Origin of the sequence: Polaribacter sp. Z014 (assembly GCF_023555435.1) — a bacterium.
GTDB lineage: Bacteria > Bacteroidota > Bacteroidia > Flavobacteriales > Flavobacteriaceae > Polaribacter.
This window is the reverse complement of the sequence record NZ_JALCZP010000020.1, coordinates 15,175-36,652: the sequence shown is the minus strand read 5'-3', so window position 1 is coordinate 36,652 and position 21,478 is coordinate 15,175. Positions and strand designations below refer to the sequence as shown.

Genomic DNA, 21,478 nt, shown 5'->3' with positions numbered 1-21,478 from the left:
ATTATTTTAGTATTAATTGATTGTTAGCATAGATTCCATATGCTTTTCCTTTTAGTTTCTTGTTTAAAAAAGCACTGTTTTTTGATATTGATAAAATATCCTCTTTTGTAAAAGTGTAATTAAGTTCTGGATTAAATAAAGAGATTTCTGCTTTATTGTTTTCTTGAATAGAATGGTTTTCTAAACCAAAAATAGCTTTTGGTTTACTGGTAATATTGTCTATAAAATCTTCTAGATTTAAAACCGAATTGATGGCTCCAAAAGCACTTTCTAAACCAATGGTTCCGTCTTTTGCTTCACTAAACTCTAGTTTTTTGTGTTCTATATCAATTGGGTTATGGTCAGATGTAATAACATCTATAACGCCAGATTTAATTCCTTTTAGCAAGCCTTTAATGTCTGCTTTTGTTCTTAAAGGAGGGTTTACCTTATAGTTGCTGTCAAAACCTTGTAATTCATCGTCAGACAAAGTTAAATGATGCACAGAAACACTACAGGTAACTTGCAATCCTTTCTTTTTTGCTTCTTTAATTAGCTCAACAGATTTTGTTGTAGAAATGGTTGGGATATGTAATTTTCCGCCTGTATATTCTAATAAATATAAATCTCTTGCAATTTGTATGTGTTCTGCCAAAGCAGGAATTCCTTTTAATCCTAATTTAGTGCTGTTAATGCCTTCGTTTGCAATTCCTTCTCCGGCAATGGAGTTGTTTTTAGGGAAACTGAAAACCAATCCATCAAAATTCTGAGCATACAAAAGTGCAATTTTCATTAAATTATCATTGGCAATTGGTTTATTGTAATCAGCAAAAGCAATAGCACCAGATTGTTGCATGTCATATAATTCTGCCATGTCAATACCTTTGCTGTTTTGTGTTAGTGCAGCAATAGGGTATAGGTTGGTGGCGAATCCGTTTGCTTTATGTATTAAAAATTCAACGGCAGATTTATTGTCTATTACTGGGTTTGAGTTTGCATTTACTGCAACCGCCGTAAAACCGCTTTTCGCGGCAACATTTAATCCGTTTTTAATATTTTCTCTTTCTTCAAAACCAGGTTCTCCAAAAGAAACACTTGTGTCAAACCAACCACAAGAAACGTGTAAATTATCTAGTGCTACCACTTGATAATCGTTTTCTATTTCTATGGAGTTTTCAATTTTAACAATAATTCCGTTGGTAATTAAAATGTCTTTTTGTTGATGATGATATGGGCTTGAAGAGTCTATAATCGTTGCCGATTTTAAAAGCGTGGTCATGGTTTATAGAATTTTAAAATCAAAATTTCTAAAAGCAAAGATACAATTGCCAACGATAAAAACCATTTCCAAAGCCAATGAACTTCATTTTTTTTGTTGATTTCTTTAAAAACACTAGCAATTGAAGTAGAAACGGTGATTCCTTTATTAATTTTTTTTAGTTCATCTAAATCCATAAAGTTTAATAAACTTTCTTCTTTAGCATAATTGTAGCCTAATTTTTGAATGGTATCTGTGTCTTTTAGTACATTGTAAAAACCAGCTTTTAAAGGTTGCTCTTTAGTAGTGATGCTTACTTTGTTTTGAAATTTCTGTTGCAAAGGAATAAAAGAATTTTCTGAATTCGTAATTCTTAAAACCTTGTCTTTTTCGATAGATGTTTCTATGTCAATATTATTTTTAGAAGCAATTCTGTAGAATAATTTGGGGAGTTTAAAACTGAACTTTCCGAAGTTATAAAACACGGGAACAATTAAAGGAGAGTTTATGAAATTACTATTTTTTCTGTCTAAAGAACTTGCAATCCAATAGGTGTTATTTTCTTTGTTTTTAATTTGAGAAATAAAGGAAGTGCCGTTTTCAAATGAAACAATTGTACTTGCCTTTTTAGATAAAATAGGGAAGTAACTTTGTATGGTTGGGTATTGAAAATTAGTTACTTTTTTTGAAAAAACATTTTTAAAAAGAGGGTGTTTATAATTGATATTTGTAATCTTTAAAGTATCTGTTTTTTTAGGTTGAATTTTTCCAATGTTTAAATTTTGAAGCAAATAATTGTAAGAGTTGATATTCATGTTTTCATTTGGGATGATCACAAGGCTTCCTCCGTTTTTAGAAAATTCTATAATTTTTTTTGATAAAATTTCAGAGATATTTTCTATTTCATTTAGTACAATTAATTGTTGTTTTAAGATGGAGTTGTAGTTGGTGTTTTGGGCAGTGGATTGTGTGAAATTAAATTCATTTTCGGTGTAAATTTTAGTAAGAAAATCTGCCTTATTTCCTATGGATAAAACTTTGATTTTTTGATCGTTTTTTAAGGTGAAATAAAACACGTTATCAAAGGCGAAAGTATCGCTAATGGTGAGTTCAATTTTTCCGTTAAATGAAGCCTGATTCTGAATTTTAAATTGTATTGTTTTTAAAGCGTCTTTTTTTAAAGAGGAGGAGAGCTTACTAATCAGTTTTGCATTGTTGTAAATTGCAATAGGAATATTTTCTTTTGCTTTGCCTTGGTTCTTTACAAGTACATTTAGCGTAAAGTTTGTAGTATTTATGTTGCTGATAAAAACACTATCTATAGAAATGTTATTTTTAATAGAAGGTTCTAGTTTTATAGCAGAAAAAGGGGGTGTTACATTTGTAAACTCGTTTTTGTAAATATTCTGAAAATCAGATATTAGTATTATCTTATTTGAACTTTTGATTTTATCATTTTTTTGTGAGGTAAATTTAAGTAAAATCGTAGAAAGATCTACTTTATTTGGAGTTTCTTTAATTTGTAACAAGACTTTTTTTAATTCTGCCTTGGTAATATTCTCGTAAAAACCTGAATTTGTCTGTAGCGAATATTCGTCTTTTTCTGATACGTTTTCTATAAGTTCTTGTGCAGCAACTTGTAGTAAATTTCCTTTTTCTCCTTTTGTATTTGTGCTTAAAGAATTGTCTAAATAGATAAAATTATGTTGTTTTTGGTTGGATGTTTTATCACTTAAATAAGGTTGAGAGAAAGCTAATATTATCGCTGAAAAAAGAAGCATTCTTGTAGCTAATATGAGCCACTTTTTTATACGAGAACTTTTACGTGTTTGCTGTACTATTTTTTGTAAAAATGCAACGTTTGTAAAAGGAACTTTTACAAATTTTTGTAGTTGAAAAAGATGCACTATAATCGGAATAATTAGTAGTGCTAAAAAGTATAAAACAGCTGGGTTTTTAAATTGCATTTAGTATTTCTATGAGTTTCAAAAATAAGAAAAATTATACGATTTAGTTAAGATTTGTTACACAGAATTTTTCTTAAAGATTGTGCTTCGAAAAGTTGAAACATGAAATTAAAAGGCTTCTAGAATTTTTCAAAAACACCTAAACCGAACAATGCAAAATCATATTTTACCGGATCATTTGGATCTAGTTTTCGCAAGTTTGTATCTAATTCAGAAAGTGCTTTCCAATCGTTTTGTTTTCTTAAAAGTAGTTTTAATTTACGTGCAACATTTCCGGAATGGACATCTAACGGACACGATAAATTTGCTGGTTTGTGTGTGTGCCAAATTCCAAAATCTACACCAGAATTATCGTTTCTAACCATCCATCTTAAGAACATATTTATTCTTTTTGCCGCTGAATTTTTTAATGGATCAGAGATGTGTTTATGCGTTCTTATTTGATGTGGAACTTCAAAAAACACTTGTTTTAGATGGTGAATTGCATTCTTGTAATCGGTCTGTTTTTTAGCTACCAATAAAACATGTTCTAGTCCTTGGTGATGTGTGTAAATGTGTCTTAAAGACGTTATAAATTGTTGTAAATCGATTGCATTAAAAGTTCTGTGTACAAATCCTTCAAGAGATTTTAGATCAGTTTCTTGATGATTCATCACAAAATCAAAAGGAGCGTTATCAAAAAGATCCATCATTTTAATTGCATTTCGGATAATCATCGTTCTATTTCCCCAAGAAATAGTTGCCGTTAAAAAACCTGCAATTTCAATATCTTCTTTTTTTGTGAATAAATGAGGGATCTGAATTGGGTCAGATTCAATAAAATTGGGGTTGTTATATAGAACTACCTTCTCGTCTAAAAATTCTTTTAATTCAGATTTTTTCATACTTATTCAAATAAAAAACTCATTAAAAATAAAAAACCATTATAGCTTCCATGTAATAAAATAGACCATAATAGCCCAAATTTAACTCGAATATAGCCAAAATAACCACCAACGAGTAATTGAGGTAGGATTAAAAGAGGGGAGAGTAATAGTACGTTTGTGGTAATTTTAAAATTGCTAATATGTATAAAACCAAAAATTAGTGTAAAAATATAGAAGGCATATTTAAATGAATTTGGTTTTATAAAAATAGTAATTGGAGCTCTAAATAGTGTTTCTTCTATAATAGGAGCAACGACAGAACTCAATAATAAAACTTGAATAAAAGACATGTCTTTAAACATTTCTTCTATTTTATGAGTTTCAAAATCTACAAGTTGTAGCTCTTGAATTAAACTGAATAAAGGAGTTATTATAATGCTGGTTGCGATACTAATGATAAATAGGTGAAAGAAAATTTTAATACGATACCCAGAATCCTTATTCGTATCAGCTCCTGGAACCGGATTTTTTATATAGGTAATTACATTATTAAATGTTTCTTTCATCAGTTAGCTTTATTCATAAGTAGCATAAAACTTATAAATGTTAAGTTATTCTATAATTTTACCATCAATCATTGTTAGTTTTCTATCTGCCATATTTGCCAACTCTTCATTATGAGTAATAATTACAAAGGTTTGTCCAAATTCATCACGTAATTTAAAAAAAAGTTCGTGTAAGTTTTTAGCAGATTCGCTATCTAAATTTCCACTAGGTTCATCAGCTAAAATAACGGAAGGGTTGTTAATTAATGCTCTTGCAACAGCAACTCTTTGTTGTTCTCCTCCAGAAAGTTCATTCGGTTTGTGGCTTATTCTGTGTGATAAACCTAAAAATTCAAGTATTTCCTTCGCTCTTGTCTCCGTTTCTTGTTTTGTTTTCTTAGCGATAAACGCAGGAATACAAACATTTTCTAAAGCCGTAAATTCTGGTAACAATTGATGAAATTGAAAAATAAAGCCAATGTGTTTGTTTCTAAAAGCAGAGAGTTCTTTATCTGCCAAGTTTTTAAGTGAAACACTGTTTAGTTTTAATTCGTAGTTTTTTTCTTTTTGAGGTTTGTCTAAAGTGCCTAAAATTTGAAGCAAAGTTGTTTTTCCTGCTCCCGAAGGACCAACAATGGCAACGATTTCTCCTTTTTTTATGTGCAAATCTACTCCTTTTAAAACTTCTACATCCCCATAATATTTGTGAATGTTTTTACCAATTATCATACTTAAAAACTTTGTAACGAATGTATAAAAAAGAAATCAGAAAAATATAAATCTTAATTTAAATTGAAGCTAATTAATTTGTTTGTCTTGCAAGGTTTTAAAAAGCTCTCGTAAGTATAGAAAGTGAGTAAAAAAAACCTACAAGGTTAGAAAAACCTTGCAGGAGATGCAGGGTGTAGCTAAAATATGTTTTTCAATTTATTATAATCAATAAAATAAACAAGTCTTATAGAAAAAGTATGTCTTTGAGATTGATTGAATAAATTATCTATATTTTCCCTGAAATTTAAATTAGAGTTGGTGTCTTCATTAAAAATAGAATTTCTATAAAATGCAATTAATTGACTCCCAGGTGCAAATTGCCATATATAATTTAAATCTAAATTCCAGCTATTAAAGTTTACATTATCTCCGGTGTATGTTGTGTTTGGGTCTAAATTTCCTTTTGAGTTTAAGTTGTGATATCCATTATAATCTACAGAGCCCCAGTAATGTCTAAAACTTAGAGATAAAGAAGAATTTGTACTAAAACTATATTTACCAGCAATGGTATTGGTGTAGCTTTTACGATCTCTCATGCCGAAAATTATAGTTGTTCCCTCTTCATCTACAAAACCTTGGTCGTTATTTGTTTTGTTATACTCTAGTTCATATTGTAAAGAAAATTGATTGGTAAAACGATAACGAGGAGCAACACTAAAACCATAACCTAATTTGGGGTTTTTGCGATAGGCAGTATAATAGGCATCTGCATTTAATTCTAATTTCTTTTGTGAATTGGTAGAAATCCATCCGTTTATATTTCTACTTTCTGGTTGTAAAAAATAAATACCACTTGTGGTACCTTGTCTAGGTTCAAAGAAATCTTTTTCTTTTGAATTGTAATTTAAATTACCTCCAAAAGTAAATCGTTTTCTAGTTTGGGCACTTGCACCAAAACCTGCATTATAACCTGTGTATACGCCAGAGAAATGTTGAAAATTAGCTTGGTTGTAAAAATTATAATTCACCCAATTGTAATTTTTGGTAGGCTGTAAAGTTTCCCAACCTGCGTTACCATAAATATCTTGTTGATTATTACTAAAAAGGATTCCTAGATCATTCGGATTAAAATCTTTGTTTTCAAAACTATAGCCTAATTCCCAATTCCAATGCCCCAAATTATATCCAAAGCTATTATCAAAAGTATAGCCGGTATTGGGGTTGTTAATATCATCAGAAATGTTACTCATTTTAACAGAGCCGTCGGCATTGTATTTACTGTCTTTGGTTTCTATATGCCAATCTAAAGCGGTTACATTGGCATCTCTAAACTTGCCATCTCTTGTAACATTTGTGTTGATTAAAGTTATGGTAGAGTTCTGATTAAATTGTTGATCTAGCACCAAAATGTTATAGTTGGTAAATGGTGCTATCACTTCTTTTCTTGTATTTCCGGTAGTATTATTTTTAATGGTTGCTGCTGTTTTTTCTGTAATGGCGTTAAAAAAGCCAATACCCAATCCGCCTTTGGTTCTTCCTGAAATTTTAACAGCGTTTAACATCGTTACTTTACCAGGATAATTTGTAATCTCTTCATCGGCAGATAAAGTGCTTTCTACATCAAATTGATCTATAGGAGAACTACCAATTCTTCTAGAATAAAAAAGATTTGCTTTGTTAAATAATTCTGTTCCTTCTGTAAAGAATTGTCTTTGTTCTGTAAATTGCTGCTCAAACGGACCTAAATTTAATTCCACATTGTCAAAACCAACCTGACTAAAATCTGGAATTAAAGTAGCATCTAGTGTAAAATTGTCTGTCAAACCATATTTAATATCCATTCCCATGCTCCAATCATACTTTGTATGTCCTTCAAAAGTATTAGTTGTTGCAGAGGCATAAGGATATAAATTTAACCTTGTAGGTGGTTTAATGTCTCTAAAATTTTCAATTAAACCGTCGTATTGCGTCCACCTTCCAACTGAATTATCAATATGAGTCCAAGTATGTTGTGCGTTTAGTTTTTCTAACCTTCGGTGGAAATTAAATCCCCAAGACTGTACAGGTCTGTTTGCAAATCGAATTGCTCGGTAAGGGATTTTCATTTCTACTGCCCAACCTTTCTCATTAATTTTTGCGGCGCTTTCCCAAACCGCACTCCAGTTAAAGTCTTCATTGCCATTAGACACTTTAGCATCTCCTTGATTTCCGGTAACTTGAACAAGAAATTCAAAAGGGTTTTGTCCATCATCATTAGGGTTTATAGTTACCAAAAAGAAGTCTGCAATACTAAAATTATCTCTTGTGGAAAACTCTTTCGGAATTCCTTCTGGGTCAGGATCATTCATTTGTGCCGAAATGTAAATGGCATCATCATCATAAATAACTTTTACAATAGATTGATATTCTTCTGGAACAAGTGTGCCATTGTCTGGTCTTAAAATGACAAAGTCTGTTAATGTTTCAGTGTTTTTCCATGCTTCATCATTTAATAGGGCGTCTATTTTAGGCGCATTTGTTACTCTTGTGGTTTTTATAGTTTTACGATTTTCTTTTTGTTGTGCGGATAGTTGAAATATTGACAACACGACAATTAGCAATAAAATGGTTTTTTTAAACATATAATTTTTGGTTGATTATGTGTTAAGATTACAAACTGATTCTATTTTTTAATGAGAAAATCAAAGTGGGTTTTAACTATTTAAAAGACGCTTCATAATTTAGATTGTTACACTTTTAATTTTATTTTTTTATGAAATTAAGGCAAAATAGCATTGATAATTTTTTTTAATGAAAACTATGCATCTTTTTATAATTGAATTTGTATTTTTGAATCGATAATAAAATTTTTACAAATGAACTTACACGAATATCAAGGAAAAGAAATTTTGAGCAGTTTTGGCGTTAGAATTCAACGTGGAATTGTTGCAAGCAACCATAAAGAGGCTGTAGATGCAGCAAAACAATTAACTGCAGAAACTGGTACAGGATGGCACGTAATTAAAGCGCAAGTTCATGCAGGTGGGCGTGGAAAAGGAGGAGGAGTTAAGTTGGCTAAAAACTTAGCAGAGGTAGAAAGTATTGCCAATGACATTATTGGAATGATGCTAATTACGCCACAAACTTCTGCGGAAGGTAAAAAAGTAAACCAAGTTTTAATTTGTGAGGATGTATATTATCCTGGAGATTCTGAGCCAGATGAATACTATATGTCTGTTTTATTAAACAGAGCAACTGGTAAAAATATGATTATGTATTCTACAGAAGGTGGAATGGATATTGAAACTGTTGCAGAAGAAACTCCGCATTTAATCTTTACAGAAGAAATAGATCCTTTATTAGGAATTATGCCTTTTCAAGCACGTAAAGTTGCTTTTAACTTAGGCTTATCTGGTGTTGCTTTTAAAGAAATGACAAAATTTGTTACTAATTTATATAAAGCTTACATAGGTTCAGATTCTTCTATGTTTGAAATTAACCCGGTTTTAAAAACATCTGATTCTAAAATTATGGCAGTTGATGCTAAAGTTTCTTTAGATGAAAATGCATTATATAGACATAGAGATTATGCAGCAATGCGTGATTTACGTGAAGAAAATCCAATTGAAGTGGAAGCAAAAGCTGCTGGTTTAAACTATGTAGATTTAGATGGAAACGTTGGTTGTATGGTAAACGGTGCTGGTTTGGCAATGGGAACTATGGATTTAATTAAAGAATCTGGAGGAGAGCCAGCTAACTTTTTAGACGTTGGTGGTACTGCAGATGCAGCTAGAGTAGAAACTGCTTTTGGTATTATTTTAAAAGACCCAAATGTAAAAGCTATTTTAGTAAATATTTTTGGAGGTATTGTACGTTGTGATAGAGTTGCACAAGGTGTTGTAGATGCTTATAAAAGTATGGGAGACAAAATTAATGTACCTATTATTTGTCGTTTACAAGGAACAAATGCTAAAGAAGCAAAAGAATTAATTGACAATTCTGGAATGGAAATTATTTCTGCTACAGAATTTCAAGAAGCTGCAGATAAAGTTGCTGAAGTTTTAGAAGCTTCTAAGTAAGAAGTTTTACATATATTGAAAACGCCTCATGAAAATGAGGCGTTTTTTTTATGAATGTATTTTTATTTGAATCAATTGATTTTATTATTTGGCTATCCTTCTGCTTTTAAATAGTATTTTTTTCGCAACCAAAAAGAAACACGTACTAATAATATTAAAGCAGGTACTTCTACTAATGGCCCAATAACTCCTGCAAAAGCTTGTCCGGAGTTTAAACCGAAAACGGCAATGGCAACTGCTATTGCTAATTCAAAATTATTACCTGCTGCAGTAAAAGCAACGGCTGCCGTTTTATCATATTCTGCTCCGGTAGCTTTTGTAAAGAAAAACCCAATGATAAACATTAAGGTAAAGTAGACTAATAATGGAACGGCTATAATTAAAACATCCATTGGTATTTCTACAATTAATTCTCCTTTTAAAGAAAACATGACTACAATGGTAAATAACAATGCAATTAATGTTAATGGAGAAATAGTTGGAATAAATTTGTTGGTGTACCAATCTTCTCCTTTTAATTTTACTAAAATAAGTCGACTTAAAATGCCCAGAACAAACGGAACTCCTAAGTAAATAGCCACACTCTCTGCAATGGTTGTAACTGAAATATCTACAATTGCACCTTCAAAACCAAAATAGGGTGGAAGCACGGTGATAAATAGCCACGCATAAAAACTGTATGCAAAAACTTGAAATATGCTGTTTAAAGCGACTAATCCTGCTCCGTATTCAGCACTTCCTTCTGCCAAATCATTCCAAACCAACACCATGGCAATACAACGCGCCAAACCAATTAAAATAAGTCCGACCATGTATTCTGGATAGTCACGTAGAAATGTAATTGCCAATATGAACATTAAAACAGGACCAATGATCCAGTTTAAAATTAGTGAAATGGATAAGATTTTGGTGTTTTTAAAAACCTTAGGTAAAAGTGCGTAGTTTACTTTCGCTAAAGGCGGGTACATCATTAATATCAATCCAATGGCAATAGGAATATTGGTGGTTCCACTACTAAATGAATTTATAATGTTTGGAAAAGTAGGAATAAAATACCCTAAACTCACTCCAATTGCCATGGCAACAAATATCCATAAAGTTAAATAACTATCTAGAAAACTTAATTTTTTTGAAGCCATTTTTATAAATTTACTTGTGAAAAAACGTAAAATAATTCCGTTGCAATTTGCAAACTTCTTTCTTGGTATTTTTCTGCTTGTTGAGGTGTATTGTCAAATGCTTTTGGGTCTTCAAAAGTAATTGGAATGCGTTTTTCTGCACCAGCAATAAACGGACAACCGCCATCTGCTTGAGAGCATGTCATAATTGCTGCAAACTCAGATTTCGGATTAAAATCGTCATCTAATTTTTTAGAAAATCCAATTATAGGATGTGCATTCTCTCCGTATTTTATACTATAAATAGGGTTTTTACCCTCAGCAATTGTTTTAATCTGAAAACCTTGATTTTTCAACGTTTCTGCAGCCATCGGGAAAAGAGCAGTAGCTTCTGTTCCTCCAGAATAACAAAATACATTTTTAACATTAAAATAGCTAGCCATTGCTTGTGCCCAAACTTGTGATAAATGGCTTCTTCTAGAATTGTGGGTACAAATAAAGTTGATTCTAATTTCTTGCTGATTAGAAACCTTATCTTGAATAAAATCTGCTAACGGTTGTAAAACAGTTTTACGTTCTTCTGTAATCGAGGCAAAGTTTAAACCTTTAATTACCTTTTCAATTTCTGAAAATAGGGTAGTTTGTGTTGTGATCATTTTTTTTAAGTTGATTTTTGTTGTTTGTACTGTAAAACACTTCGGAGATTTAAATCAATTAGTTAGATGGTTTTTTCTACACTAATAAATAATAAATTGTTGTTTTTATTCTGCTTAAATCTTTGAAATTTGCGGGGTTATTTCCCGCAGATTGCGCAGATGTTCGCAGATTTTTTTGAGTATTATAATTAATAGAACCTCAGGTTCTATTTTAGCAACAACCGCCTCCAGGTGTACAAGTGTTTGCAACTGGTATGTCTGAAAATTGTAATTTTGGTTTTTCTTCTGGAATTCCGCAATTGTCTTTAGCCAAACAATCTGTTTGTTTAGACGTTAATAAGAAGTTTGTTCCATCAAAATCTAATCCGAATTTACCGATGGTTTCTGCTTGGTATTCCACTTCAATTTCTAAATTTCCGATGCCTAAAACCTTTTCAGAAAGTTCTATAATGTTTAATAATTTTTCTGGATGCAATCTGTGGTCATAATCATCTGCATTCCAAAGTTGAAAGTTTACTACTTCTTCGTTTCTAACGGTTCCGCCGCAATCAATAAAATTTTTGGTAATTTTACCAACTTCTGTAACATGAAAATGATTTGGTACTAATTCTCCGTTTGGTAATTGAAAACCAATTGTTTTTAAAGCTTTTAAAGCTACTTTTACTTCTGATAGTTTCATATTGTTATATTTGTTTATTGCAATTTTGCGATTAATATTTGTAAATTTTTTTAACAGCAATCTGTTTTTTGAGATACATCTTGATCTAAAAACTCTGACATTACTGTTTTCATTGCAGTCCAGTTTTCTTTGTGAATACAGTAGCAAACGCGAGTTCCTTCTACGTTTCCTTTTATCAACCCTAAATGTTTTAATTCTTTTAAATGTTGAGAAATTGTTGGTTGCGCCAATCCGATTTCGTTGACTAAATCTCCACAAACACAAGAATCAATTTTAAACAAATGTTGTAAAATAGTTACTCTTGCTGGGTGCCCAAAAACTTTTGCAAACAAGGCAATTTCATTTTGTTGGTCGGTAAACATTTCGGTTTTTGCTAGTCCCATATTTTATCTTTATTTATTCATTGCAATATTACGATTAATGATTGTTTCACCAAAATTATTTTAGAACGTTTATAAAAGAAATTTTTATAGTGAATTGTTTGGTTGTAGAATTTGGTTTATTAAGGTGTTCATAGTATCTTTATGAAAACAATTAACAATTATTTTAAAAGTATTATGAAATTAAAAGCCGTATTATGTATCACGTTTGTCCTTTTTTATAATTTTATTTCAGCAACTGAACGTCCGTTTTTTGATAAAAATAAAGACCTTTTGATTGCTCAGTTTGATAGCAAACCAGATCCAGATGACATTCATGCGCAAGCAGCTTTAGGTAGTTTGTTGTTGCATAAAGATTTTAAAGGCGTTAAATATTATGCCGTTGCAGGGGCGGTAGGCATTCAGAAAGGAAAATTTATTCCTTCAGATAAATTATTTAAGATGGTATTTGGTAGAAAATGGACAAATGCACATACAGACTGGGAGGGTTCTGTAAAAAAGATAACCAAAAAAGCGATTACAGTTTTAAATAAAGGAGGTAAAGTTTGGGTACAAGAAGCAGGACAATCAAATATTACGGCAGATTGGATTGCTGAAGTGCTTAAAACGGTTTCTGAAGAAATTGTAAAGGCGAATGTAATTGTGGTGCAGCATAGCAAATGGAATGAAGATCATACAGAAGCTTTGGATTTACAGTATGTAAAAGAGAAAGCGACTTATTTTGCTTTGGATGACGGAAACGCTGATAAAGAAGAAGCATGGGGAAATCGAGGCCCTTATAAAACTCCAGCGTATAGAGCTAAAGAAGCTAAATGGATAAAGTTAGCAAAAACATCACCTAACAAAAAAGCAAGAAAATTATGGGTAGAGGCGGATGCGATTATTACAAAAATGTTTCCTGATGGATTTCCGCATGAATGGTCTTACATTCATAATGACGGTGTCGATTATTCTGATTGCGTAGAAAATTGGTGGATTTTTAATTTAGGAGCAAAGGCTGATAGCAATTCTAAATTTTGGGATCGATATGTTTTAAATTAACAATATGTCTTTCGTGTATTATTTTAATAAACTTAGAATGCCTCACATTTAAGAGGCATTCTAAGTTCTACAAAATATAAAGGTTATAGTATTAAAGTAAATAACCTATTCTAAATTTTGCATTGGGGGAACTTTATATCATTTACAAATCTAAATTAACTAAGGTTCTTCCTTTCAGTTTTCCTTGCAACATTAAATCTATTTTATCACTTAATTCATCCAAAGAAATTTCTGCAGAAGCCTCGGTTAAACCGTCATTTTTCCAATCATTAGCTAGTTTGTTCCAAACTTGTTCTCTGTATGTCATTGGGTAATTCTGAGAATCAATACCTATCAATGTAATTCCTCTTAAAATAAAAGGAAATACAGTTAAATCTAGTTTTGGAGAAGCTACATTTCCGCAACAAGTTATCACACCCATTGGCGCTGTTGCTTTAATAATATTTTCAAGAATCACGCCTCCAACAGTATCAATTCCTCCAGCAAAAAGAGGTTTTAAAAGAGGTCTTTTAGCCATGTCTTCAACATCTTTTCGCATCATAATTTCATCTGCACCAAGTTTCTTTAAAAAGTCAATTTCAGACTCTTTTCCTGTAATGGCAATTGTTTTGTAACCTAGTTTTTTTAAGATAGCAATACTTGTAGATCCAACGCCACCTGTAGCTCCAGAAACAACAATAGCGCCATCTGCTGGTTTTACCAATGCAGTTAATTTTAATACAGACATACCTGCGGTTAATCCTGCAGTTCCAATAGTCATTGCTTCCTTCATAGAAAGATTTTCGGGTAACTTTACAACCCAATCTTCAGGGACTTTAACGTATTCCGCAAAGCCTCCGTCTGTATTCATTCCTAAATCGTAACTAGTGACAATAACATTGTCCGATTCTTTAAATTTAGTAGATTCTGAAGAAACTACTGTTCCGGCAGCATCAATTCCTGGGGTGTGCGGATAGTTTCTTGTTACGCCTTTATTTCCAATGCTAGACAAAGCGTCTTTATAGTTTAAAGAACTGTATTGTACTTTTATTAAGACTTCTCCTTGTTCTAATGGTGTAAAGGCAATTTCTTTAACGGAAGAAATAAAGTTTCCATCTTTTTCTTCTACTCTAAAAGCTTTGTAATTCGATTGATTATCCATATTGTTCTTTTGTGTATTATTCTTATTTTTACATCAAAGTTCGTTTAAATTAAACTGATAAACAAGAACTTACAAATTGTACGCTAACGAACATTTTGTGCTGTTTTGTCTGTTTATATAGCGTATAAGCCTAAAAAAAAAATGAAAAAAAGTTATTGCCCTATAGATACTTTTATAAATACCATTAAAGGAAAAAGGAAAGGTACCATTATTTTGCATCTTTTTCAAGGTGATAAAAGGTATAGTGAATTGGTTCGGCTTATGCCGGATATTAGCGAACGCATGATGTCTAAACAACTGAAAGAGTTAGAAAATGATGGTTTAATTATTAGAACGGTTTTTCCGGAAGTTCCTCCTAGGGTAGAGTATAGTTTAACACAATTAGGAATCGATATTCGCCCTGTTTTAAAAGGAATGTATAAAGTAGGAATGCTATTTGAAAAAAGTATTGAGTAGCTTTAAGAGATGTCTGATTAATTTATTATTTAACTAGGATTTATTTATGAAGTATTTATTTGGCGTTACTATGATTTGGGCTTTTTCGTTTAGCTTAATTGGTGTATATCTTTCTGGGTATGTAGATGCATGGTTTTCTGTATTGATGCGTATTGGTATCGCTACAATGTTATTTTTACCTTTTTTAAAGCTGAAGAAAATTAAAGTAGACACAATTTTAAAACTTATCGCAATTGGATCGGTGCAATTAGGGTTAATGTATTGTTTTTACTTTCAATCGTTTCAATTTCTTACGGTGCCAGAAGTATTACTTTTTAGTGTGCTGACACCAATTTACATTACTTTATTAAATGATATTTTAAGTAAGCGGTTTCATAAAAGACATTTACTTACTGCTTTAATTGCTGTTTTAGGAGCAGCTTATATTCAATACTCAAGTATTAACGAAAATGTGTTTTTAGGTTTTATGATTACGCAGGGAGCTAATCTTTGCTTTGCTGTTGGTCAAGTTGCTTACAAGCATTTATTAAAAGCTACGTCTGAATTAGAAAGTACCCCAAAGCATACTATTTTTGGATTGTTTTTTATTGGTGCGTTTATAGTAGCGCTTATTGCTTTTTTCATTTTTGGTTCAACAGAAAAGTTGCCAACTACATTCGTTCAGTGGGGAATACTAATATATTTAGGAGCTGTGGCTTCTGGTGTAGGTTATTTTTTTTGGAACAAAGGTGTTGTCATGGTAAATGCAGGCTCGTTAGCAATTATGAATAATGCATTAGTTCCAATAGGTTTAATTGTCAATCTTGTTATTTGGAATAAAGAGGCAGATATTCAAAAGATTTTAATTGGTGGAAGTCTTATTTTCGCTTCTCTTGCGCTTAATGAATACCTCAATAAAAGAAATCGCTCTAAATCCTTATTAATTAAAAGTATAAAGGCTGATTAAGGTTCTCTTTTCTATACTTCGTTTAAATTACAGTATTGACGAACTCTAGCTAACTATTAGTTGCTGTTTTTTTATACTTATGCAGTACCTCTAAAGGAATGTGGCAATAAGAATGGTCATTCGGAAGCAAAGTTAATCTATCTTGATGTTCTTCATCACTCGGGATAAAATTTGTTAAAGGAAGCACTTCAAGAACTATTTTTTTTATGGATTTATTTTTATGGTTTAGTTTTTCTTCTACTTTTTGAATACATTTTTTTGCCTGTAACAAGTGACTTTGATTATCACTGTAAATCCCTGTGCGATATTTCTCTCCGATATCATTTCCTTGTTGGTTGATACTATAAGGATCAATAATTTCTAATAAGTGATGAATTAAATCTTCAACAGAAATAACCTTAGGATCAAAAACTGTTTTAACACATTCTGCAAAACCATCATAGGCTGTTTTAGTAGATTTGGTAATACCATTAGCTCTTCCGGCTTCAGTTTCAAGTACACCAGGTATGTACTTTAAAAATTCTTGTACTCCCCAAAGGCAGCCGCCTGCAATGTATATCGTTTCTTCTGATGCTGTTTGTTCAGTTAAAGATTCTTTTTTTGTCATTTTAATTGCTGCTGACGTTGTTGTTTATCATTAATTGCATAGTGAAGCACTAAAGTTAATAAATAAAAACTACCTGAGAAAGTCTGTAAAAACTTTGTGAAGTGGTTAGTGTGTCTGTTTTTAGTTGTGTTAGGTGTAGCGTTTTTTTTGTTCAGAAAGTTTTTATTTTGGCTTAAAATTCATATTTAATAAACTTTATTGCTATTTCAATTTTTAAGTAGTTCTGTAAGATATTTATTAGTATATTTTTCTCCAAAATTATCAATAGTAATTGCAAATGCTAAGTGTATAATTAATGCCGTAAAAATACCAAAAAGTAATGATTTTGAACTTAAAAAAGACATAGTCAAGATAAGTAAGACTATTAAAATTCCGTAGAATAATTTTAATCTAAAGAAAGATTTTAAAGCTTTTTCAGTATTTATAATTTCCGCTTTTGTGAATGCAGGAATTCCACTTTCATACGTAGAAATTTTAAGGTCTATTTTTTGTTGATATTTAATATAAGTTGGAAGCATTACTGCCATTTCTAGTATGCCAAGAACAATCATTGTAATCGCAAAACTTTTGTAATTTGAGAACATTAAAAAAAGTAAACCAACAACCAAAGAAACACTACCTATTATTCCTGCAGATAAAAAAAGTGATCTTTCACTTGATAAATACGCTAAAATTACGTCCAATTTATTCATTTTTTAATTAATTATTTCTAAAGGTTTTATTTGAGAAACATCAGCTTTTAAAATTCTAGCAAAGCGTTCGTTCGGATTGTTAACTACATACCAAATGTGTTTTGTTCTTGCTTTTACCTGTTTGTTATCTTTTGTAATGCCTTTCCAATCAAACTCTACAGTAACTTCATATTCGTTTTCCATAATAGTTTTAATCGAAAAATTTTCAGGATAATGGCTGCTTTCTTTGAGCTGCAAAGGTGCGCCATTCAACCAAGTCTCTAAATCTTTAATCGATTTAATTTCACTACTTGTTGAGAAATTTAGCGTAAAATCATCTGCAAGCATTTCTACAAAATGAGCTACGTTACCATCTAAACTTTCCATAGAAGCCAACCAATAATACATTAAAGACTTTGTTCTATTTTCTGGATATGCGTCTTTAAAAGTTTCGTTTGTTTCACCTGTTGGCGCAATTTCTATGGAAGAAAATTTAGGCAACAACTCTTTACTTTTAGTTAATTTTGTATGGTACTGAATCGCGTAACTTTTCTTTTCGCCATTTGGCTGAATATTTTGATATCGAATGTCTGCTTCCAACATTAATACGTCTTTTACTAAAGATGAAACTTTCACACTTTCTACATGATGTGCGTTTTGCCAACCTTTGTAAGCGGTAAGTCTTTCCGGGTAATTTTGCTTTCCGTTCATTTCTCCAGCCGAAGTTTTCATATAAATATCATCTGTTAAAATATCTAATTGATTATTTACTCTTTCTGTAGTCATTTCTCTTTCATACAATTGATACCATCTGTATAATTGAACTTTAGCTAAATGTTGGTCTTTAGTAGTTAGCCTTTTCATTTCTTTTTAGATTTTTGAATAAATGTATCTATACTTATTGCTACTTCATTAGGCACTTCTAATTGTGGTGAATGCGATGCGTTTTCTATAATTTTTATTTCTGATGTTGGAATGTCTCTTTTAAAACGTTCAGCTACATTAAATTTTACCACCTTATCGTGTTTTCCCCAAAGAATAAGGGTTGGACTGTTTATTTGGTTTATTTGCTCTTTTAAATCGAAATATTTTCCGTTTTTTATTTGTGGAATAATTGTGTTGTTTAAGTAATCGCGACTTTCATTTATTTGGGTGATAAACATTTTTTTAAAAGGACTTGGCATTTCTGGAACTTTGTAAAATACACGAGAAAAAACATTGTTCAAGTCTTCTTCATTTTTCAAAACTTCGCCAAATCCTGTGTATACTACATGATTATCTAATTTTAAACCAGGTGCATTTATTAGAATTAAAGATTTTACTTCTTTTGGATACGCAATTGTATAAGCAACCGAAACATGACCACCCATTGAATTTCCTGCTAAATTGAATGTTTTTACACCTATTTGATTTAGAAACTGATGTAAAAATTCTACTTGTCCATTAATACTTAAATCTAAATTTTCTTTTTTGTTGTTTTCTCCAGAAGCCAAAAGGTCAGGAAGAATTAAATAATAAGTAGCACTTAAAAATTTAGCAGACTGCACAAAACTGTTTTTGTCATCTCCCAAACCGTGTAACAATACCAAGGTGTCTTTTGCTACGCTATTTTCATTGGTGTAATAATGTGTTTGATACCCATTAACTTCAGTAGTTTTTAATTTTAAATTAGCAGCACTTGCATTTTGAGAATTAGTGAAATCTACTAATTTTTTCGGAAAAAAGAAATAGATAATTCCTACAGTAAGAACTAGTAAGGCAACAATACCTCCAATTATTTTCAATATTTTTTTCATATTTTATTTTGTCTATTATTATGATACAAATATCGGAACTATAAATTCGGTTTAAATTGCCAATTGGCAACAAATACTATTCTAACGTTATTTTTTTACGAATTCTACTTAAAGAAAATTTTGTAATGCCTAGAAAAGAAGCAACGTGTATCAATGAAACTCTTTGGGTAATGGTTGGATATTGTTTTAAAAAATCGAGATAAGAAGAAGTAGCATCCTGACTTATTAATTTCCGTTGGAAATTGGTTTTTGATAATAAAGTCTTGTTGGTTATTGTTTGTAAAATAGAATTCCAATTAGGAATTTCTTTTGAAAACAATTCCCAATTTTCTCTTGAAATTAAAATTACACTGCAGTCTGTTTCGGCAATAATAGTTCCTGAGCTTGGGGTGTATTCATAAAAACTATTAACATTGGTTACAAAATCGTTTTCAGACATAAAGAAAGAGGTTATTTCGTTGCCTTCTTTATCATAAAAAAAATAACGAAAAACACCAGACACTACAAAACCAACTTTATTTACATTTTTACCAGCTTCAACAAAAATCTCTCCTGCTTTAAAATTCACTAAAGTTGTATTATTAGCTATTAGGTCACTATCCTTTTCTGATAATTTTCCAAACTTGCTTAAGTGATTTACTAATTGATTTTGCATTTTATATATTTTATTCTCCGATTTTTTTTCGCCTTGTGCCTAATGATAATATGAATACGCAATGTTTCAATGTTTTATATTCAAAGTTAGCTAAGTTAGTTTTTAGAAGTTAAAATTCAAGAGTTAGAATACTTTTTTTTTCAAACAGAAACGGGCTAGTTTTATATAATAAAAGTAATAGTTTTGGAATTATGATAAACTTTAATTTTTTGTGACTAGTATGCATGTATTTTTAATGACATATAACAGAAGGTTTCTTATAGGGGATTCTATGGTGAAAAAAATGCTTCAGTTTTTTGAAGTTTAATTTTGAGGGATGGTTGTTTGGTTTTTCTTCAATAAGTTGTTGATTTAATACAAATGATAAAATTGGATTATTATTAGTTTGGTGTCAATTTTATTTTAATGCCGTTAGTATTTTCTTAATCCTTAAATTCTATTAATGAATCTTTCTTTTTTAATTAAATATTACAGAAAATAATATTGTTGTTTCATGAGAATTATCAGCTCTATCTTTTGATAGAACACTACTTTTGTAGTAGAAAAATAATAGTATGATTAGACAATTATTCATAATACTCATGTGTCTTGCTCTAGGTGAGATCATCGTTTATTTCACTGGAATTAAAATCCCCTCAAGTATCATAGGGATGTTGTTATTAACAGCAGGACTTCATTTTAAAATCATTAAACTTAAATGGATACAGGAGGTTGCTGATTTTCTTTTAGATAACATGGTCTTCTTTTTTATACCACCTGGCGTAGCTATTATGTGTTATTTAGATTTAATTTCAAAAGAATTAGTACCAATACTAGCAGCAATTCTGGGGAGTACTGTTTTAGTTTTACTAAGCACTAGTTTTACACATCAAGTGTTGAGAAAAATAAGGTTGAAGAAACTAACAAAAGATAAAAAATGAAACTGATTTCAGAACCTTATATGTTATTAACCATAACTGTAGGTATTTATTGGTTGACAAAATATCTTCAAAATAAAATCAACTCAGTTCTACTAAATCCTATATTAATAACAATAATTGCTGTAATAGGCATTTTAAAATTAGCTGGTATTTCTTATGAGACTTACCATGAGGCAGGTAAGTTTATTGAGTTTTTTCTAAAACCTTCTATTGTAGCATTAGGAGTACCTCTATATCTTCAATTAAGTAAAATTAAAAAACAAGTGATCCCTATTTTTATTTCACAATTAGTAGGTTCTATTGTAGGTATCATTTCGGGAGTTCTTATTGCTAAGTGGTTAGGAGCTTCAAATGATGTAATAATTTCGATAGCACCTAAGTCTGTTACGACTCCGCTTGCTATTGATATTTCCCAGTCAATAGGAGGGATTCCATCTCTTACTGCATCAATGGTTGTTATGGTAGGAATTTTTGGTTCGGTAGCAGGTTTTAAAATTTTACAACTATTTAAAGTAAGTAATCCAATGTCTAAAAGTCTTTCAATGGGCACCGCAAGTCATGGGCTTGGAACGGCTCAGGCGATGGCTATAAGTCAACGATTTGGAGCATATTCAAGTATGGGGCTTATTTTAAACGGATTGTTTACTGCCATATTTACTCCCATTATTCTAGCGTTACTTGGCATTATATAAGAAAGTTGCTGTCTCTGAATAACGTTTTAAAGTATTTTTTTATAATGATGTTCATTCTATAGGTTTATTTTGATATTTTGTGAATCCAAATACTTCAATTTGATTTTCATTAATTCTAAAGACTATCGTATAGCCTTTGTATATTAAGTCTCGTATAGAGTCGTTTTCGAAATAAATTGATTTTCGGAATGAATACGGAGATTTAGGGATGTCCTTTATCCTTTGAATTAGTTCTTTTTTTAATTTTTGAGCAGAATTCGGACTATTTTTAGAAATGTATTTTAATTGCTTTTCTAACCTTTCGATAAAAGTATCTTTATAAATAATATTCATAAG

Annotated in this window: 23 protein-coding genes; 6 read left to right on the top strand and 17 right to left on the bottom strand. The window is 30.9% G+C overall.

What is annotated here, in order from left to right; translation table 11 throughout:
- Position 1 precedes the first annotated feature (1 nt).
- The 6 genes from MPF19_RS15915 to MPF19_RS15890 all read right to left on the bottom strand — a co-directional run bounded on the left by MPF19_RS15915 (position 2) and on the right by MPF19_RS15890 (position 7,947).
- Entirely contained in the window at positions 2–1,258 is a 1,257-nt protein-coding gene (locus MPF19_RS15915; protein WP_249989209.1) for a dihydroorotase, read from the bottom strand.
- A complete protein-coding gene (locus MPF19_RS15910) occupies positions 1,255–3,204 on the bottom strand; it encodes a BatA domain-containing protein (protein ID WP_249989207.1) in 1,950 nt (649 codons plus the stop codon). The genes MPF19_RS15915 and MPF19_RS15910 overlap by 4 nt, the downstream gene beginning before the upstream one ends.
- A 119-nt stretch (positions 3,205–3,323) precedes the next feature.
- Entirely contained in the window at positions 3,324–4,088 is a 765-nt protein-coding gene (locus MPF19_RS15905) for a TIGR02757 family protein (protein WP_249989205.1), read from the bottom strand.
- Between the two features lie 2 nt (positions 4,089–4,090).
- Complete coding sequence (locus tag MPF19_RS15900; RefSeq protein WP_249989203.1) at positions 4,091–4,636, bottom strand: CPBP family intramembrane glutamic endopeptidase; 546 nt, start codon at positions 4,634–4,636, stop codon at positions 4,091–4,093.
- Between the two features lie 45 nt (positions 4,637–4,681).
- Positions 4,682–5,344, bottom strand: coding sequence for an ABC transporter ATP-binding protein (locus MPF19_RS15895; protein WP_203394608.1), 663 nt, complete (start codon positions 5,342–5,344; stop codon positions 4,682–4,684).
- A gap of 179 nt (positions 5,345–5,523) precedes the next feature.
- The gene (locus MPF19_RS15890; protein ID WP_249989201.1) at positions 5,524–7,947 is read right to left on the bottom strand and encodes a DUF5916 domain-containing protein; all 2,424 of its coding nucleotides are present in this window, start codon (positions 7,945–7,947) and stop codon (positions 5,524–5,526) included.
- A 234-nt stretch (positions 7,948–8,181) separates the two neighbouring features.
- On the opposite strand from MPF19_RS15890, the gene sucC reads away from it, so the two are divergent.
- Positions 8,182–9,384: an ADP-forming succinate--CoA ligase subunit beta gene (gene sucC, locus MPF19_RS15885; RefSeq protein WP_249989192.1), complete on the top strand. Its 1,203-nt coding sequence runs from the start codon at positions 8,182–8,184 to the stop codon at positions 9,382–9,384.
- A 92-nt stretch (positions 9,385–9,476) separates the two neighbouring features.
- Here the strand turns inward: sucC and arsB are convergent, their stop codons facing one another.
- From arsB to MPF19_RS15865, 4 genes are all read right to left on the bottom strand, one after another.
- Positions 9,477–10,523, bottom strand: coding sequence for an ACR3 family arsenite efflux transporter (gene arsB, locus MPF19_RS15880; protein WP_249989190.1), 1,047 nt, complete (start codon positions 10,521–10,523; stop codon positions 9,477–9,479).
- Between the two features lie 2 nt (positions 10,524–10,525).
- Positions 10,526–11,158: an arsenate-mycothiol transferase ArsC gene (locus tag MPF19_RS15875; protein ID WP_249989188.1), complete on the bottom strand. Its 633-nt coding sequence runs from the start codon at positions 11,156–11,158 to the stop codon at positions 10,526–10,528.
- Positions 11,159–11,369: 211 nt separating this feature from the next.
- On the bottom strand, positions 11,370–11,837 hold the full coding sequence (locus MPF19_RS15870) for a DUF6428 family protein (protein ID WP_249989186.1): 468 nt from the start codon (positions 11,835–11,837) through the stop codon (positions 11,370–11,372).
- Between the two features lie 50 nt (positions 11,838–11,887).
- Complete coding sequence (locus tag MPF19_RS15865) at positions 11,888–12,220, bottom strand: ArsR/SmtB family transcription factor (protein WP_249989184.1); 333 nt, start codon at positions 12,218–12,220, stop codon at positions 11,888–11,890.
- Positions 12,221–12,361: 141 nt separating this feature from the next.
- Between MPF19_RS15865 and MPF19_RS15860 the strand changes: the two genes are divergently transcribed.
- Positions 12,362–13,258: a hypothetical protein gene (locus MPF19_RS15860; RefSeq protein WP_249989182.1), complete on the top strand. Its 897-nt coding sequence runs from the start codon at positions 12,362–12,364 to the stop codon at positions 13,256–13,258.
- Between the two features lie 142 nt (positions 13,259–13,400).
- On the opposite strand, the gene MPF19_RS15855 is transcribed toward MPF19_RS15860, so the two are convergent.
- A complete protein-coding gene (locus tag MPF19_RS15855; protein WP_249989180.1) occupies positions 13,401–14,399 on the bottom strand; it encodes a YhdH/YhfP family quinone oxidoreductase in 999 nt (332 codons plus the stop codon).
- Positions 14,400–14,540: 141 nt separating this feature from the next.
- On the opposite strand from MPF19_RS15855, the gene MPF19_RS15850 reads away from it, so the two are divergent.
- Together MPF19_RS15850 and MPF19_RS15845 are read left to right on the top strand one after the other, a co-directional pair.
- Positions 14,541–14,855, top strand: coding sequence for a winged helix-turn-helix transcriptional regulator (locus MPF19_RS15850; RefSeq protein WP_249989178.1), 315 nt, complete (start codon positions 14,541–14,543; stop codon positions 14,853–14,855).
- 46 nt (positions 14,856–14,901) lie between these two features.
- Positions 14,902–15,801 (top strand): EamA family transporter, encoded by a 900-nt coding sequence (locus MPF19_RS15845; protein ID WP_249989176.1) that lies wholly within the window; start codon positions 14,902–14,904, stop codon positions 15,799–15,801.
- A gap of 49 nt (positions 15,802–15,850) precedes the next feature.
- On the opposite strand, the gene MPF19_RS15840 is transcribed toward MPF19_RS15845, so the two are convergent.
- From MPF19_RS15840 to MPF19_RS15820, 5 genes are all read right to left on the bottom strand, one after another.
- On the bottom strand, positions 15,851–16,408 hold the full coding sequence (locus MPF19_RS15840; RefSeq protein ID WP_249989174.1) for a peptide-methionine (S)-S-oxide reductase: 558 nt from the start codon (positions 16,406–16,408) through the stop codon (positions 15,851–15,853).
- Between the two features lie 206 nt (positions 16,409–16,614).
- The gene (locus MPF19_RS15835) at positions 16,615–17,100 is read right to left on the bottom strand and encodes a hypothetical protein (protein WP_249989172.1); all 486 of its coding nucleotides are present in this window, start codon (positions 17,098–17,100) and stop codon (positions 16,615–16,617) included.
- 3 nt (positions 17,101–17,103) lie between these two features.
- Positions 17,104–17,943, bottom strand: a complete 840-nt coding sequence (locus MPF19_RS15830; RefSeq protein ID WP_249989170.1) for a hypothetical protein — start codon at positions 17,941–17,943, stop codon at positions 17,104–17,106.
- Positions 17,940–18,875, bottom strand: coding sequence for an alpha/beta fold hydrolase (locus MPF19_RS15825; protein ID WP_249989168.1), 936 nt, complete (start codon positions 18,873–18,875; stop codon positions 17,940–17,942). Before MPF19_RS15825 ends, MPF19_RS15830 begins: the two co-directional genes overlap by 4 nt.
- 76 nt (positions 18,876–18,951) lie before the next feature.
- Positions 18,952–19,530, bottom strand: a complete 579-nt coding sequence (locus tag MPF19_RS15820) for a Crp/Fnr family transcriptional regulator (protein WP_249989166.1) — start codon at positions 19,528–19,530, stop codon at positions 18,952–18,954.
- A 554-nt stretch (positions 19,531–20,084) separates the two neighbouring features.
- Between MPF19_RS15820 and MPF19_RS15815 the strand changes: the two genes are divergently transcribed.
- Both MPF19_RS15815 and MPF19_RS15810 read left to right on the top strand, forming a co-directional pair.
- A complete protein-coding gene (locus tag MPF19_RS15815) occupies positions 20,085–20,450 on the top strand; it encodes a CidA/LrgA family protein (protein WP_249989164.1) in 366 nt (121 codons plus the stop codon).
- Positions 20,447–21,142 (top strand): LrgB family protein, encoded by a 696-nt coding sequence (locus MPF19_RS15810; RefSeq protein WP_249989163.1) that lies wholly within the window; start codon positions 20,447–20,449, stop codon positions 21,140–21,142. The genes MPF19_RS15815 and MPF19_RS15810 overlap by 4 nt, the downstream gene beginning before the upstream one ends.
- A 51-nt stretch (positions 21,143–21,193) precedes the next feature.
- Here MPF19_RS15810 and MPF19_RS15805 read toward each other — a convergent pair whose 3' ends face one another.
- Positions 21,194–21,475: a type II toxin-antitoxin system RelE/ParE family toxin gene (locus MPF19_RS15805; protein WP_249989161.1), complete on the bottom strand. Its 282-nt coding sequence runs from the start codon at positions 21,473–21,475 to the stop codon at positions 21,194–21,196.
- Between the last annotated feature and the right edge of the window lie 3 nt (positions 21,476–21,478).